This window comes from Streptomyces phaeoluteigriseus (assembly GCF_001896135.2).
GTDB classification, from domain to species: Bacteria; Actinomycetota; Actinomycetes; order Streptomycetales; family Streptomycetaceae; genus Streptomyces; species Streptomyces phaeoluteigriseus.
The window spans coordinates 26767-40888 of sequence record NZ_MPOH02000012.1 but is presented as its reverse complement, the minus strand read 5'-3'; the positions used below and the strand labels follow the sequence as shown (position 1 = coordinate 40888).

14 protein-coding genes and 2 pseudogenes are annotated in these 14122 nt (G+C 72.8%); 9 read left to right on the top strand and 7 right to left on the bottom strand.

What is annotated here, in order from left to right:
- Positions 1 to 151: 151 nt before the first annotated feature.
- The gene (locus BM536_RS17310; protein ID WP_094103158.1) at positions 152 to 1504 is read left to right on the top strand and encodes a hypothetical protein; all 1353 of its coding nucleotides are present in this window, start codon (positions 152 to 154) and stop codon (positions 1502 to 1504) included.
- Between the two features lie 58 nt (positions 1505 to 1562).
- On the opposite strand, the gene gap is transcribed toward BM536_RS17310, so the two are convergent.
- Complete coding sequence (gene gap, locus BM536_RS17305) at positions 1563 to 2567, bottom strand: type I glyceraldehyde-3-phosphate dehydrogenase (protein ID WP_073494181.1); 1005 nt, start codon at positions 2565 to 2567, stop codon at positions 1563 to 1565.
- A gap of 130 nt (positions 2568 to 2697) precedes the next feature.
- Positions 2698 to 3654, bottom strand: coding sequence for a GlxA family transcriptional regulator (locus tag BM536_RS17300; protein ID WP_094103151.1), 957 nt, complete (start codon positions 3652 to 3654; stop codon positions 2698 to 2700).
- 220 nt (positions 3655 to 3874) lie between these two features.
- Between BM536_RS17300 and BM536_RS41255 the strand changes: the two genes are divergently transcribed.
- Together BM536_RS41255 and argG are read left to right on the top strand one after the other, a co-directional pair.
- Positions 3875 to 4036 (top strand): hypothetical protein, encoded by a 162-nt coding sequence (locus BM536_RS41255; RefSeq protein WP_170109929.1) that lies wholly within the window; start codon positions 3875 to 3877, stop codon positions 4034 to 4036.
- Between the two features lie 78 nt (positions 4037 to 4114).
- Positions 4115 to 5569 carry an argininosuccinate synthase gene (gene argG, locus BM536_RS17295; protein WP_073494187.1) on the top strand — a complete coding sequence of 485 codons (1455 nt, stop codon included), beginning with the start codon at positions 4115 to 4117 and terminating at the stop codon, positions 5567 to 5569.
- 146 nt (positions 5570 to 5715) lie between these two features.
- Here the strand turns inward: argG and BM536_RS17290 are convergent, their stop codons facing one another.
- Together BM536_RS17290 and BM536_RS17285 are read right to left on the bottom strand one after the other, a co-directional pair.
- Complete coding sequence (locus BM536_RS17290) at positions 5716 to 6495, bottom strand: SDR family NAD(P)-dependent oxidoreductase (RefSeq protein ID WP_073494189.1); 780 nt, start codon at positions 6493 to 6495, stop codon at positions 5716 to 5718.
- A 99-nt stretch (positions 6496 to 6594) separates the two neighbouring features.
- Positions 6595 to 7479: an alpha/beta fold hydrolase gene (locus BM536_RS17285; RefSeq protein WP_073494191.1), complete on the bottom strand. Its 885-nt coding sequence runs from the start codon at positions 7477 to 7479 to the stop codon at positions 6595 to 6597.
- Positions 7480 to 7725: 246 nt separating this feature from the next.
- On the opposite strand from BM536_RS17285, the gene BM536_RS17280 reads away from it, so the two are divergent.
- Positions 7726 to 8076, top strand: coding sequence for an ArsR/SmtB family transcription factor (locus tag BM536_RS17280; protein WP_073494192.1), 351 nt, complete (start codon positions 7726 to 7728; stop codon positions 8074 to 8076).
- A 69-nt stretch (positions 8077 to 8145) separates the two neighbouring features.
- Positions 8146 to 8631 carry an SRPBCC family protein gene (locus BM536_RS17275; protein ID WP_073494194.1) on the top strand — a complete coding sequence of 162 codons (486 nt, stop codon included), beginning with the start codon at positions 8146 to 8148 and terminating at the stop codon, positions 8629 to 8631.
- 33 nt (positions 8632 to 8664) lie between these two features.
- Here BM536_RS17275 and BM536_RS17270 read toward each other — a convergent pair whose 3' ends face one another.
- Positions 8665 to 10110 (bottom strand): 3-hydroxybutyrate oligomer hydrolase family protein, encoded by a 1446-nt coding sequence (locus BM536_RS17270; protein ID WP_094103150.1) that lies wholly within the window; start codon positions 10108 to 10110, stop codon positions 8665 to 8667.
- A 240-nt stretch (positions 10111 to 10350) separates the two neighbouring features.
- On the opposite strand from BM536_RS17270, the gene BM536_RS17265 reads away from it, so the two are divergent.
- Positions 10351 to 10848, top strand: coding sequence for a peptidylprolyl isomerase (locus tag BM536_RS17265; RefSeq protein WP_073494196.1), 498 nt, complete (start codon positions 10351 to 10353; stop codon positions 10846 to 10848).
- A gap of 158 nt (positions 10849 to 11006) precedes the next feature.
- Here BM536_RS17265 and BM536_RS17260 read toward each other — a convergent pair whose 3' ends face one another.
- On the bottom strand, positions 11007 to 11591 hold the full coding sequence (locus tag BM536_RS17260) for a L,D-transpeptidase family protein (protein WP_073494198.1): 585 nt from the start codon (positions 11589 to 11591) through the stop codon (positions 11007 to 11009).
- A gap of 248 nt (positions 11592 to 11839) precedes the next feature.
- Here BM536_RS17260 and BM536_RS17255 point away from each other — a divergent pair, with 248 nt between their 5' ends.
- Complete coding sequence (locus BM536_RS17255) at positions 11840 to 12862, top strand: RICIN domain-containing protein (RefSeq protein WP_094103149.1); 1023 nt, start codon at positions 11840 to 11842, stop codon at positions 12860 to 12862.
- An 88-nt stretch (positions 12863 to 12950) separates the two neighbouring features.
- A pseudogene (locus BM536_RS17250) lies at positions 12951 to 13445 on the top strand (dihydrofolate reductase family protein); the annotation flags it as partial.
- Between the two features lie 43 nt (positions 13446 to 13488).
- On the opposite strand, the gene BM536_RS44875 reads toward BM536_RS17250, so the two are convergent.
- The gene (locus tag BM536_RS44875) at positions 13489 to 13890 is read right to left on the bottom strand and encodes a CAP domain-containing protein (protein WP_425444648.1); all 402 of its coding nucleotides are present in this window, start codon (positions 13888 to 13890) and stop codon (positions 13489 to 13491) included.
- A 4-nt stretch (positions 13891 to 13894) separates the two neighbouring features.
- Here BM536_RS44875 and BM536_RS44870 point away from each other — a divergent pair.
- Positions 13895 to 14122: pseudogene (locus BM536_RS44870) on the top strand (hypothetical protein); the annotation flags it as partial.

Below are 14122 nucleotides of genomic sequence, written 5' to 3'. Positions count from 1 at the left end.
ACGAAACGCTGACGTCCGGCGCCGCGGGCGTCCCGGCGCGGGCCGCGCGGCCTAGCGTGCCGGTGTGACTCGCACCCCACGCTCCGCCGGGCCCGGCTCCCCCGACTCCGACCACGGCTCCGGATCCGGTCCCAGCGGCAACCGCCTCGATCTGTACGTCGTCGGCGCGGCCGTCGTGCTGGTGACCGCGGCCGTCCTGGTCGGCCGCCACATCCAGCACACCCGCCGCACCCTGTTCGTCGACTGGCCTCCGTTGCTGGCGAGTTGGGAACCCCACGTGGGCCCCGGCACTCCGGCGGCCATCCTGCCGGCGGCGGCCTGCGTGGCCTACGGCCCCACCGTGGCGGCCCGTCTGCCCTGGCGTGGGCTGCTCGCGGCGGCCTGGGGCACGGCGACGGTGTGGATCCTCTCGCTCGCCCTGATCGACGGCTGGCAGCGGGGCGTCGCCGGCCGGCTCACCACGCGCCACGAGTACCTCCGGGTCGTCGACCGCTTCCCCGACATCCCGGCCGCACTGCGCGATTTCAGCGGGCACATCCTCCTCGAGTCGCCCGACAACTGGCCCGCACACGTCGCCGGCCATCCCCCGGCCGCCACCCTCACCTTCGTCCTGCTCGACCGGGCCGGCCTGAGCGGTGGCGGCTGGGCCGGGGCCTGGTGCCTCACGGTCGGCGCGACGGCCTGTGTGGCGGTGCTGGTGGCGGTGCGGGCCCTGGCCGGCGAGGGGCTCGCGCGGCGGGCCGCCCCGTTCCTGGTGCTGGCCCCGGCGGCGGTGTGGATGGGCACCTCGGCCGACGCGTACTTCGCGGCCGTCGCCGCCTGGTCCGTGACCCTGCTGGCCCTCGCCGTCACCTGCCGGTCGCTCCGCCGCTCGATCGGATGGGCGGCGGGCTCCGGCCTCCTGTTCGGCCTGACCTGCTACCTCTCCTACGGCCTCACCCTGTTCGCCGTCGTCGGCGCGGCGGTGCTGCTGCTCGGCCGTCGGCGTGTCCGAGAGCGCCCCGCACTGCTGCTCGTGCCGCTGCTGGCCGGACTCGCGGTCGTGCCGACGGCGTTCACGCTGGCCGGGTTCGACTGGTGGGAGGCGTACCGCCTGCTCGTCACGCGCTACCACCAGGGGGCGGGCGGGGTCCGCCCGTACGGCTACTGGGTATGGGCCAACCTCGCCTGCACGGTCCTCATCATCGGCCTGGCGGCGACCGCGGGCCTGAGACGGGCCGGCGCGGTGCTGCTGCGGCACCCCGGAGCGGCTCTCACCACCCCCGGCGACCTGGACCGTCCCGCCACCGAGGCCCGACTCGTCCTGCTCACGGCCGCCGCGCTGCTCGCCCTGCTGGTCGCCGACCTGTCCGGCATGAGCAAGGCGGAGACGGAACGCATCTGGCTGCCGTTCGCGATGTGGCTGCTCCCGGCCTGCGCGTTCCTGTCCCGCCCGCGCGCCTGGCTGGGCGCCCAGGCGGTCCTGGCCCTGCTGCTCAACCACCTGCTCAGGACGGGCTGGTGACGACAGCTGGTGGCGCGGGCCAGGACACGCCGGCGAAGGCGGGGGAACGCGGCGTCGGTCAGGCGGTGGTGGCGGCGAGCAGACCGAGGGTGTCGATCACCCGGTTGGAGAAGCCCCACTCGTTGTCGTACCAGGCGACCACCTTGATGTGGCGGCCGTCGACGCGCGTGAGGGCCGAGTCGAAGATCGACGAAGCCGGGTTGCCCGTGATGTCGGCCGAGACGAGCGCGTCCTCCGAGTACTCGAGGACGCCCGCGAGGGGGCCCTCGGCGGCGGCACGGTAGGCCGCCAGCACGTCGTCACGGGTCACGTCGCGCGCCACGGTCGTGTTGAGTTCCACGATCGAGCCCACCGGGACGGGCACACGGATCGAGTCGCCCGAGAGCTTGCCCTCGAGGTTCGGCAGGACCAGCCCGATCGCCTTGGCGGCGCCCGTGGTGGTCGGCACGATGTTGACACCGGCGGCGCGGGCGCGGCGCGGGTCGCGGTGCGGACCGTCCTGGAGGTTCTGCTCCTGGGTGTACGCGTGCACGGTGGTCATGAAGCCGTGCTCGATGCCCGCGAGGTCGTCGAGGACCGCGGCCAGCGGTGCGAGCGCGTTGGTCGTGCAGGAGGCGTTCGAGACGATGGTGTGCAGGTCCGGGTCGTACGCGTCGGTGTTGACGCCGAACGCGAGCGTCACGTCGGCGCCGTCCGACGGCGCGCTGACGAGCACCTTCTTCGCACCCGCGTCCAGGTGGGCGCGCGCGGCCTTCGCCGACGTGAAGCGGCCGGTCGCCTCCAGGACGATGTCCACGCCGAGTGCGCCCCACGGCAGCTGCGCCGGCTCCCGCTCGGCGAGCACCTTGATGCGACGGCCGTCGACGACGAGGGTGTCGCCGTCGGCGCTCACCGGGCGGCCGAGGCGGCCGGCCGTCGAGTCGAAGGCGAGCAGCCGGGCGAGGGTGGCGGGCTCGGTGAGGTCGTTGACGGCGACGACCTCGAGGTCGGTGTCACGCTCCAGCAGCGCACGCAGCACGTTGCGTCCGATGCGGCCGAATCCGTTGATGGCGATGCGAGTCATGTGTGGTGTCCCTTCCGTTCGCCTCCCCAGGTTCGCGCGCTGTCCACGGCCGGGACAGCGGCGGGATCGCCACGGTTCGAAAGGATCGCGCCACGCGCGGGCGTGCGCTCGGTCGACGGGCCGGGACGGACTATTCGCCGTGGGTGAAGGTGCGCCGGTACTCGCTCGGGGTGGTGCCGAGGATGCGCTGGAAGTGCGTCCGCAGATTCGCGCCGGTGCCCAGGCCGACATCGGCGGCGATCTGCTCGACACCCCGTTCGGAGCGTTCCAGCAGTTCACGGGCCGCGTCGATACGGGCGCGCATCACCCACTGCATCGGCGTGTACCCGGTGTCCTCGACGAAACGCCGCGAGAAGGTACGGGGCGACACCGCCGCGTGCCGGGCGAGCACGGTGAGGGTGAGCGAGGCGCCGAGGCGGCGCAGCGCCCACTCACGGGTGGCGGCGAAGCGCTCGCCGAGCGGCTCGGGCACGCTGCGTGGCACGTACTGCGCCTGGCCGCCGCTGCGGTAGGGGGCCGCGACGAGGCGCCGGGCCGTGTGATTGGACGCGGCCACCCCGAGGTCGCCGCGCAGGACGTGCAGGCACAGGTCGATGCCGGAGGCGGCGCCGGCCGAGGTCAGCACGCTGCCCTCGTCGACGAAGAGGACGTTCTCGTCGACCCGTACCAGCGGGTGCCGGGCCGCCAGGGCCCGTGTGTAGTGCCAGTGCGTCGTGGCGCGCCTGCCGTCGAGGAGGCCGGTGGCGGCGAGCGCGAAGGCGCCCGTGGAGATGGCGGCGAGCCGGGCGCCGTGGCCGTGGGCGGCGATCAGCGCGTCGACGACGGCCCGCGGCGGGTCGTCGCGGTCGGGGAACCGGTAGCCGGGGATGAAGACGATGTCGGCCCATTCGAGGGCGTCGAGCCCGTCCGCGACGTGGTACGACAGTCCGTCTCCGCCGGTCACCAGCCCGGGTGCCGCACCGCAGACCCGTACCTCGTACGGCATGCTCGCGCGGGTCGTGAACACCTGCGCGGGGATGCCCACGTCCAGCGGTTTGGCCCCTTCCAGGACGAGGACGGCGACGCGACGGAGACGGGGGGCCTGCACGCCTGCCAGATTACCGGGCGACGATCACCGGGCCTCCCCATCGATACCGATTGGCCCGGAGGATCGTGGCCGGTTTCCGGGGCGGCGCCGGGCCGGACGCCGCTGACGGTCTCCTCCAGGTCCTCGCACACCCCCTCCCGCCCCGCCGGGGCGATTGGCCGGGGAGCCGCCGGGGCACCCGGGCCGTACCCCCGACACCAACACCGAGGAGCGCCTTCTCATGACCGACCACACCCCCAGCCAGGCCGAGGGCGAGCCCGACAAAGCCGACACCCCGAACAGGACCGGCACGCCCACGCCGGACCACCCGACCCCGTCCCAGGCGGAGGGCGAGAGGGACGACGAGACCGACACCGAGGCGGACACCGACGGAGGGTCCTGACGCGGCGCCGTACTTCGATCATCGATGGGCGAAGAAACCCTCTTTGCATGATCATGCGAGATGCTGCATACTCTTCCTATGTCCAAGGTCCTCACCTCCCTTCCCACCGGCGAGCGCGTCGGCATCGCCTTCTCGGGCGGCCTCGACACGTCCGTCGCGGTCGCGTGGATGCGCGACAAGGGCGCCGTCCCCTGCACCTACACCGCCGACATCGGCCAGTACGACGAGCCCGACATCGCGTCGGTGCCCGGCCGTGCCAAGACGTACGGCGCCGAGATCGCGCGTCTCGTCGACTGCCGCGCGGCGCTGGTCGAGGAGGGCCTGGCCGCACTCACCTGCGGGGCGTTCCACATCCGCTCGGGCGGACGCGCCTACTTCAACACCACGCCCCTGGGCCGCGCGGTCACCGGCACGCTCCTGGTCCGGGCGATGCTCGAGGACGACGTGCAGATCTGGGGCGACGGCTCGACGTTCAAGGGCAACGACATCGAGCGGTTCTACCGCTACGGGCTGCTCGCCAACCCCCACCTGCGGATCTACAAGCCCTGGCTGGACGCGGACTTCGTGACCGAGCTGGGCGGCCGCAAGGAGATGTCGGAGTGGCTCGTCGCCCACGACCTCCCCTACCGCGACAGCACGGAGAAGGCGTACTCCACCGACGCCAACATCTGGGGTGCCACCCACGAGGCGAAGACCCTGGAGCACCTGGACACGGGCGTGGAGACCGTCGAGCCGATCATGGGCGTGCGGTTCTGGGACCCGACGGTCGAGATCCCCAGCGAGGACGTGACCATCGGCTTCGACCAGGGCCGCCCGGTGACGATCAACGGCAAGGAGTTCGCCTCCCCCGTGGACCTGGTCATCGAGGCGAACGCCATCGGCGGCCGGCACGGCCTCGGCATGTCGGACCAGATCGAGAACCGGATCATCGAGGCCAAGAGCCGCGGCATCTACGAGGCGCCCGGCATGGCCCTGCTGCACGCGGCGTACGAGCGCCTCGTCAACGCCATCCACAACGAGGACACCATCGCCCAGTACCACGCCGAGGGCCGTCGGCTGGGCCGCCTGATGTACGAGGGCCGCTGGCTGGACCCGCAGGCGCTGATGATCCGGGAGTCGTTGCAGCGCTGGGTCGGCTCGGCGGTCACCGGGGAGGTCACCCTGCGGCTGCGGCGCGGTGAGGACTACTCGCTCCTCGACACCACGGGCCCGGCGTTCAGCTACCACCCGGACAAGCTGTCGATGGAGCGCACCGAGGACTCCGCGTTCGGTCCGGTGGACCGGATCGGCCAGCTCACCATGCGCAACCTCGACATCGCCGACTCGCGCGCCAAGCTGGAGCAGTACGTCGGACTCGGCCTGATCGGCACCGGGAGCCCCGCCATGGGCGCCTCGCAGGCCGCCGCCACGGGCCTGATCGGCACCATGCCGGACATGCCGCAGGGCGGCGCCGAGGCCATCGCCTCACGCGGCGAGATCTCCGAGGACGACGAGCTGCTGGACCGCGCCGCGATGGAGTTCGGCACGGACTGACCGCGTCGTCCGTCAGCACGGAAAGGCCGGCCCGGCGCCCCGCGCGCCGGGTCGGCCTTCGCCCTGCCCGCATCCGGGCCCGAAACCGGGACGGGGCCGGGCCCGAAACGGGGACAGGGCCGGGCCCTGTCACCCGGATCCACCGCTCAGTGGACCGAGAACCCACCGTCCACGAAGACCGACTGCCCGGTGACATACCCGGAGGAGCGGCCCGCCAGGAACACCGCGGCTCCGGCGAAGTCGTCGGCCAGCCCGTTGCGCCCGACCATGGTGCGCGCCGCCAGCGCCGCCACCTTCTCCGGGTCGGAGGACAGGCGCGTGTTCAGCGGGGTCATGACGAAGCCGGGCACCAGCGTGTTGCAGGTGACGCCGTACGGCGACCATGCCTCGGCCTGTGAGCGGGCCAGGGACTCCAGCGCCCCCTTGGAGACGCCGTAGGCACCGCTGTTCACGAACGCCCGGTGTGCCTGCTGCGAGGTGACGTGGATGATCCGCCCGTAGCCCCGCTCGGCCATGCCGGGCCCGAACCTGCGGCCCAGCAGGTAGGGCGCCTCCAGGTTCACCGCCATCGTGGCGTCCCACACGTCCTCGTCCAGCTCGCTCATGGGTGGACGCAGATTGATCCCGGCGCTGTTGACGAGGATGTCGGGCTCGCCGAACACCGCGGCCGCGCCCTCCGCCGCCGTACGCACCCCGTCGCGGGTGCCGAGGTCGCCGCTCACCCAGGCCGCCCGGGCACCGCCGGCCGTCAACTCGTCGACAGTGGCGGCGAGTTCGGACTCCTTGCGGGCTACGACGACCACGCTCGCGCCGGCTCGGGCGAGCGCCCCGGCGATGGCCCGGCCGATGCCGGAGCTGCCGCCGGTGACCAGGGCGGTCAGGCCGTCCAGTGAGAACAGGTCGGAGAGGTAGTCGCGCGAGGTCATGACGGCACCCTAGAGGCCGACTCGACGGCGTCGGCACCGGGTGGGGGCGGCGGCCGTCCGCCGCCCCCGGTACGGCGGGCCGGGAGGCGGTGGCACACGTCAGACGGCGGCCGCGTCGGCGGGGTGCTCCAGGAGGCTGAGGTAGGGAAGGCCCGTCAGGGGCCGGCCGGTGCAGAACCGGAGGATGAGGTCGGCGTGGGCGACGTCCTGCTCCAGGGTGAACATGTGGTCGGCATCGCGGAACGTCGCGAAGGGGGCGCCCAGTTCGCGGGCCAGCCGCTGCCCCTGGTCCGGCGTGGTGAGGTGGTCCTGTTCGCCCGTGTAGACCACCGCGGGGACGTCGAGGGCGATCGGCTCGTACCACTCGTGGAGCAGCATGCGGGCGTTGTGGTCGCACGCCTTGGCGAGATCCTGACCGCTCTGCGTGCGGAACTGGTGGCTGAGCATCCGCCACACGGCGGAGTGACGCGGGATGCGCCGGTCGGGCGGCTTCACGAACGTCGCCATCAGGCTGTCGGCGAGTTCGTCGCGCCGGTCCTCCGCCACCATCGCCCGCCACTGCGGGATCATGCCCAGGTAGTTCTGCGGCAGCCGTCCCGTCATCGCGCCGAGCAGCAGCCGGGACACGTGCTGCGGGTACCGCTGGGCGCAGCGCAGGGCGATCGCGCCGCCGTAACACGTGCCGAGCAGGTTGGCGTCGCGGAGGTCGAGTTCGACGAGCAGGTGGCGCAGGGCGGCGGCGAGGAAGTCGTAGCCGTGCGCGGCGGGAAGCGGGTCGGCCGCGCCGAAGCCGGGAAGTTCCACGGTCACCAGCGAGGCGTGTCCGAGCAGCAGCTTCTCGTAGTGGGCCCAGGAACCGCGGTCCTGCATCATGCCGCCGATCACGACGAGCGGCCCGGTGACCGGGTCGGGCGACTCGGCGACCCGGCAGAGATACGTGAACCCCTCGAATTCCAGGCGGTGTTCCCGCCTGCTCCCGGTCATCGGCGACTCCGTCCGGCCGTCGGACCGCGGTCGTGACGAGCACACAACCACGAGCTTGCACGGTCGTTCGGCTTCGGCGGGGCCGCTGTGGAGAGGGCATGTTCCATGGGAGGTTCAACGGCCGCTCCGCCCCGTTTGTCACGCTCGCCGACGGGACGACTTCTCCCGCCGGGCCGTGGCGCGCACACCCCGCAGCGTGGGGGAGACGGTTTACACGAGAGGTGAGAGGGACTAACATACAACCAAATGGTTGTAGATGATGCGGATGACGGAGGCCTGAACCGCCTCTTCCACGCCCTGTCGGACCCGACCCGCCGGGACGTCCTGCGCCGCTGCGCTCGCGGCGACCTGTCGGTGTCGCGACTGGCCGCGGAGTACCCGATGAGCTTCGCCGCGGTACAGAAACACGTGACGGTGTTGGAACAGGCCGGACTGGTGTCCAAGCGGCGCAGCGGACGCGAGCAGCTCGTCCGCACCGAGCCCGACGCCCTGGCGCGGGCACGGCGGGCCCTCGACGAGCTGGAAGCACATTGGCGGGGCAGGGTGGAACGCATGTCCTCCCTGCTCGAGCGGGAACCGCCGACGCGGGAGCCCTGATACGCACCACACCGAAGAGCACCGGAGAGCACGCACCGCAGAGCACGATCCGAGGAAAGGACCGGACCCATGACCGTGACCAGCGTGGACAAGGACTTCGACAGCCTCACCCTCACCCTGACGGCCGACTTCGCCGCACCGGCCGAGCAGGTGTGGCAGCTGTGGGCCGACCCCCGCCGGCTGGAGCGCTGGTGGGGGCCGCCGACCTACCCGGCGACCGTCGAGAACCACGACCTGACCCTCGGCGGCGAGGTCACCTACTTCATGACGGGCCCCGAGGGCGACAAGCACCACGGCTGGTGGCGCGTCACCTCGGTCGTGCCGCCCACGTCCCTGGACTTCACCGACGGCTTCGCCGACCAGGACGGCACTCCCGACCCCACGATGCCCACCTCCACGGTGAGCATGCGGCTGACGGAGCACGACGGCGGTACGCGCATGGAGCTCCGGTCCGCCTTCGAGTCCCGCGAGCAGATGGACCAGCTGATCACCATGGGCATGGAGGAGGGCCTCAAGGAGGCGGTCGGCCAGATGGACGGCGTCCTCGCCGACTGAGCCGGGGGCGGGGCTTCCCCGGCCGGGCGCCGGTCAGCCGTCGAGGGGGCAGGAGCTGAGCAGGGTGGCCGCGTCGGCGCCCGCCGGTCGCGCGACGGTACGGCTCGCGGGCGGCCGGTTGCCCGTGGCGAGCCAGGTCTCCAGGGCCGTGAAGGCCGAGCGGTGACAGGGCAGCAGGGGACGGAGCCGGTCGGGGAAGCCGTCGACCAGGGCGTCGGTGTGCGTGCCGTCCTCGACGCGGTAGTAGCGGTGCAGGCCGGCGCGGCCCGCGTCCCGGACCATCCGGGCGTAGACGTCGGAGTCCCGGCCGATGGGCAGCAGCACGTCGAGCGTGCCGTGGATCGTGATCAGAGGCTTGCCGATACGGCCCGTCAGCGCGATGCGCTCCACCGCCGCGGGTACCTCGGCGGGGCGCGCCGGATAGTCGTAGCCGGCGTCGCAGCCCGGGACCGAACCCGGTGCGCAGTACGGCGTGCCCGCCTCGACGGCACCGTCGAAGGCGGGGTCGAACTCCTCACGGTAGATGCGCTGGGTCAGGTCCCAGTAGACCTGGTGGTGGAACGGCCACAGGAACTCGGAGCCGGCCGGGAAACCCGCCCGGTGCAGTCGCGCCCGCGCCTGCCCGGCGGTGGGACCGCCCGCGGCGTAGGCCGGGTAGTGGCGCAGGGCCGACGGCAGGAAGGTGAACAGGTTGGGGCCTTCGGCCCGCCAGAGCGTGCCCTCCCAGTCCACTCCCCCGTCGTACAGCTCCGGGTGGTTCTCGAGCTGCCAGCGCACGAGGTAGCCGCCGTTGGACATCCCGGTGGCCAGGGTGCGCGCGGGCGGCCGGTGGTAGCGCTGGGCGACCACCGTGCGGGCGGCGCGGGTGAGCTGGGTGAGCCGGGTGTTCCATTCGGCGACGGCGTCGCCGGGACGGCTGCCGTCGCGGTGGAAGGCGAGCCCGGTGTTGCCCTTGTCGGTGGCGGCGTAGGCGTAGCCGCGGGCGAGCACCCAGTCGGCGACGGCACGGTCGTTGGCGTACTGCTCGCGGTTGCCGGGGGTGCCGGCCACGACGAGGCCGCCGTTCCAGCGGTCGGGCAGCCGGACGACGAACTGGGCGTCGTGGTTCCAGCCGTGGTTGGTGTTGGTGGTGGAGGTGTCGGGGAAGTAGCCGTCGACCTGGATTCCGGGCACTCCGCTGGGAACGGTCAGGCCCTTGGGGGTCAGTCCGGCCCAGTCGGCCGGGTCGGTGTGGCCGGAGGCGACGGTGCCCGCCGTGGTCAACTCGGCCACACAGTCGGCCTGCTGGTGTGCCGCGCCCGGTACCCGAAGGCGGGCGAGGCCCGCGCAGTGACCGTCGGCGGAGCCGAGGGCCGCGGCGGCGTCCACGTCCGCGGGTGAGGGCAACAGGGCCGCGGCGGCGGCCAGGGCGACGGCGCCGAGGGCGGTGCGTCGCCTCGTCGGCCGAGTCGGCGGGGCGGTGCCGGGAAACAGGGCCATGAAGGGGCCTCCAGGGGGCGAGAAGTCCGACGGCTGGAGGCTAGGCGGGACACGAAGGTGCCGGACATGTGTGCGCCCGCCATGACGGCCACGCCCTTCGGGTGGGCCGACGCCATACGGCGCGGAATGCACCCGCACTACACGTTCACGTCCATGAACACGGCGTCGTCCGCGACGCCGTTCCGTCCGACACGGGGGGCTGGATTCGGCAGCCGTCGCCGGAGCGTGCAGGATGGGGGCATGACGACCAAGGTCTATTTCGACATCACCATCAACAACGAGCCCGCCGGGCGCATCAACTTCAACCTGTTCGACGACGTCGTGCCGAAGACCGCGGAGAACTTCCGCGCGCTGGCCACGGGCGAGAAGGGCTTCGGCTACGCCGGTTCCTCCTTCCACCGCGTGATCCCCGCCTTCATGCTCCAGGGCGGCGACTTCACGCGCGGCGACGGTACGGGCGGCAAGAGCATCTACGGCGAGAAGTTCGCCGACGAGAACTTCACCCTCAAGCACGACCGGCCCGGCCTGCTGTCCATGGCCAACGCCGGCCCGAACAGCAACGGCTCGCAGTTCTTCATCACCACGGTCGTGACCGGCTGGCTGGACGGCAAGCACGTGGTGTTCGGCGAGGTCGCCGACGACACCAGCATGGAACTGGTGCGGAAGATCGAGGCCCTCGGCTCGCAGAGCGGCTCCACCTCCGCGAAGATCACGATCTCGGCCTCCGGCCAGCTCTGATCCCGTGTGCCCCATGGGCCGTCCCACGGTCGGCCGGCCCATGCCGGGCTCATCGCCTTCTTCCGTCTCCCCCGGATCGACCCGGACGCGGGCACGTCCCGCCCGGGGGTCCGGGCGGGACGTGCCGTGTGCGCGGTCGCGCGGGGCGGCCGGACCGCCTACTTGACCGTGAGCGTCTTCGGCCAGCCGAGGCGGCCCGCCTTGCCGAACAGGTTCTTGATGTCGGCCGGCTTCAGCTTGACGCAGCCGTTGGAGTAGTAGTCGCTCGGGCCGTCCCAGCGCTCCGACTCGATCCGGCCCTGCCCGCCGTTCGGCTTCATCTCACTGTGCACGAAGAGTTCCGTGCGCTTGGTGCCGCTCGCGCCGTTGTTCTTGCACCGCTTGTCGGACACCTTGATGACATAGCCGTTGATGATGCCGTCGAAGTTCGTGCGGTGGAACTCCACGGCGTACTTGCCGTTGGGAAGCCAGCCCCTGGCGGTGGCGCACGGGTTCTTGCTGCCGTTGCCGGAGCCGGCTCGGTAGGAGGCGACGGTCCTGTCCGCCGCGTTGGGCACGCTCTTCATCAGGTACAGCCGGGAGTTGATCGGGTCGGCCGAGTTCTTCTTGAAGTACAGGTAGTGGCCGCCGCCCGCCGCGTGGGCCTGCGGTGCGGTCATGGCGGAGGTGGTGGTGACACCGCCGAGGAGGGCCGCCGTGAGGGCGAGCGGGGTGATGCGGGCACGCAGGCTGTCGATGCGCATGCCGGACTCCTTGTCGTCGCTGTACGTCGGTGGGATGCCGCCGACCGGTCCACCCCCGTGGGCCCGGTCCCGGCGACAGCAACCGAGCCTGGGCGGACGGATGCTGTCCGGCAAGCGCCTGCCCTGTCCGGGACAGCGCCTTACCTGTCCGGGCTGGTCGGACGGCCGCCGGACGGCCGGTCCGGACAGCCCCGGATGTGGCCGGGACCCTCGTTGCCGGACGGGACCGCTGTGACGACAATGACGGCATGACGATCTCGGGGGGATCGAACCCGGGCGAGGCACGTACCGCGTCCGCGTACGTCGCCCTGCTGCGGCAGTTGAAGGACGGCAGCGGTCTGACGTACCGCCAGCTCGAACAGCGGGCCGCCGGACGCGGCGACGTCCTGGCGCGCAGCACGGTGGCCGATGTGCTGCGGCGGGAGGCGCTGCCCCGCGCCGAACTGGTCACCGCGCTGGTCCGGGCCTGCGACGCCGAAGCGGACCTGCCCCGCTGGCTGGCCGCCCGTGAGCGGCTCGCCTCGGCGGGGGACGAAACCCCGCGGGACGAGCCGGAGAACGTCGCCGCGGCGGACGTACCGGACGGGGATCCCGTACGCCGTCGTCGGCGCGCTCCGGCCGGGCGCGGGCGGGTGTGGGCCGCGTCGCCGGCCGCGCTGGCCTCGCTCTGCGCGGTCGCCCTGCTGGTCGTGGCCGCGATGGTGCTGCTGCCGGAGGACGACGACGCGCCCGCCGGCAAGGAGACGGGCAGCCCGTCCTCGGCGGAGTCGACGGCCGCGGCCACCGGCCCCGGGCCGCCCGCCGGCTACTCCCGCATCCGTCCCGTGCGGGCGCCGAGCCTGTGCCTGACCGAGGGGGACGTCCGGATGACCGGCGCCGACCGGTCCAAGACGGTCGCGGTGCAGCGGCCCTGCGACCAGGCGGTGCCTCCGCGGACGTACCTGGAGCGGCGGAACGACCGGCTGTACCGCATCCAGTGGCGGCATCCGCAGCTCGGCACCGGGTGTCTCACCGTCCTCACCGACGGGGCGTACCGCGACACGTTGGAGCCGTGGGACGACTGCCGGGCGGGCGGGTCGGCCCAGCTGTTCCGCATCGAACGCGCGGGCGGGTCAGGACAGTGGCGGCTTCGCCCGGCCCTGGACGACGGGCTGTGCCTGGGGATGCGCGGAGCGGCCGCGGAGCCGGGAGCGGCGGCCATGGCGGAGCGGTGTGCCACCGGTGGGAACCGGGCGCAGGTCTTCCTCATCGGGAGCGAGGCGGCCGGCTGAGCCCGCGACGAGTTCCGGCGCGTGCGGGGCCGGTACGCGCGCAAACCCGCCGGCTTCGTCGCCCGACGCGGACGACCAGGCGGGCCCGCTGTTCGACTGGCTCTCCAACGGCGAGGTCGCGCTCGGCGGCGGCGCGATGGTGTCGTAGGCGTCGGCCGACCACCTGGATCCCTTGTGGACGGACATCGGGTCGACGGTGATCGGACGGCGGGTGTTCGACCTCACCGACGGCTGGGAGGGGTCACCGCCGGCGGGCGGGCACATCGTCGTGGTGCCGCACCGGCCGAAGCCCGAGGGCTGGTCCCCCGGGGCGCCGTACCACTTCGTCGACGACGTGACCCGGGCGGTCGCCACGGCCAGGGAGCCGGCCGGGGACCGCGCCGTCGTCGTGTCGGCGGGTGACGTCGGCGGGCAGGCCTTCGCGCTCGGCCTGGTGGAAGAGGTGGCGATGGACGTCGTGCCGGCGGTGTTCGGCTCGGGCAGGCGGTACTTCGGCCCGGCGCGGGCGCCGCTTCTCCTGGAGGATCCGTACCGGGTGGTCCAGGGCGACCGGGTGCCGCACCTGCGCCACCGCGTCCGCCGGCAGCGGGCCGGCGACCGGGCCCGCCGGGCGGTACGGCGGCTGCTCACAGCTTGGCGCCGAAGTTCTGCGTCCACCAGGGGCCGCCGCCGGCGTCGTGGATGCCCACGCCGATGTTCTTGAAGTCGCAGTTGAGGATGTTGGCACGGTGTCCGGGGCTGTTCATCCAGGACGTCATGACCGACGCGGCGCTCTGCTGGCCCTTGGCTATGTTCTCCCCGTAGGTGGACCAGCGGTAGCCCGCGGCGGTGATGCGCTGTCCCGGGTCGGCGCCGTCCGGGTTGGTGTGGTCGAAGAAGTCGCGGGCGGCCATGTCCTCGGAGTGTTCCCGCGCGGCGTTCCGCAGCTTCGCGTCATCGGTGAGCGGTCCGCAACCTGCCGCCGCCCGCTCCTTGTTGACCAGGGCGATCACCTGCGCCCCGGTGTCGGTCGGAGCCGCCTGCGCCACCGGTGTGCGTGACGTGGCGGGCCTCGGCGCGGGCGTCTTCGCGGCGGCCGGCGTGCTCTTGGACGGGCTGGGGCTCGGTGAGGCGCTCGGGCTGGGCGACGCCGAGGCGGACGGGGACGCCGACGGGGAGGGGGAGGTCGACGGGGAGGTCTCGGGTGTGGCGCCGGGCGTGGCGAGGTCCGTGCGGAGCACCTCTCGCGGTCCGGGCGCGGTCCGCCCGCCGGGCTCGTCG

Bases quoted from the DNA above. Each gene is read 5' to 3' on its own strand.
- gap (WP_073494181.1), bottom strand. From the start codon at position 2,567: ATGACTCGCATCGCCATCAACGGATTCGGCCGCATCGGACGCAACGTG.
- BM536_RS41255 (WP_170109929.1), top strand. From the start codon at position 3,875: ATGACCGACCACACCCCCAGCCAGGCCGAGGGCGAGCCCGACAAAGCC.
- argG (WP_073494187.1), top strand. From the start codon at position 4,115: ATGTCCAAGGTCCTCACCTCCCTTCCCACCGGCGAGCGCGTCGGCATC.
- BM536_RS17290 (WP_073494189.1), bottom strand. From the start codon at position 6,495: ATGACCTCGCGCGACTACCTCTCCGACCTGTTCTCACTGGACGGCCTG.
- BM536_RS17285 (WP_073494191.1), bottom strand. From the start codon at position 7,479: ATGACCGGGAGCAGGCGGGAACACCGCCTGGAATTCGAGGGGTTCACG.
- BM536_RS17280 (WP_073494192.1), top strand. From the start codon at position 7,726: ATGGTTGTAGATGATGCGGATGACGGAGGCCTGAACCGCCTCTTCCAC.
- BM536_RS17275 (WP_073494194.1), top strand. From the start codon at position 8,146: ATGACCGTGACCAGCGTGGACAAGGACTTCGACAGCCTCACCCTCACC.
- BM536_RS17270 (WP_094103150.1), bottom strand. From the start codon at position 10,110: ATGGCCCTGTTTCCCGGCACCGCCCCGCCGACTCGGCCGACGAGGCGA.
- BM536_RS17265 (WP_073494196.1), top strand. From the start codon at position 10,351: ATGACGACCAAGGTCTATTTCGACATCACCATCAACAACGAGCCCGCC.
- BM536_RS17260 (WP_073494198.1), bottom strand. From the start codon at position 11,591: ATGCGCATCGACAGCCTGCGTGCCCGCATCACCCCGCTCGCCCTCACG.
- BM536_RS17255 (WP_094103149.1), top strand. From the start codon at position 11,840: ATGACGATCTCGGGGGGATCGAACCCGGGCGAGGCACGTACCGCGTCC.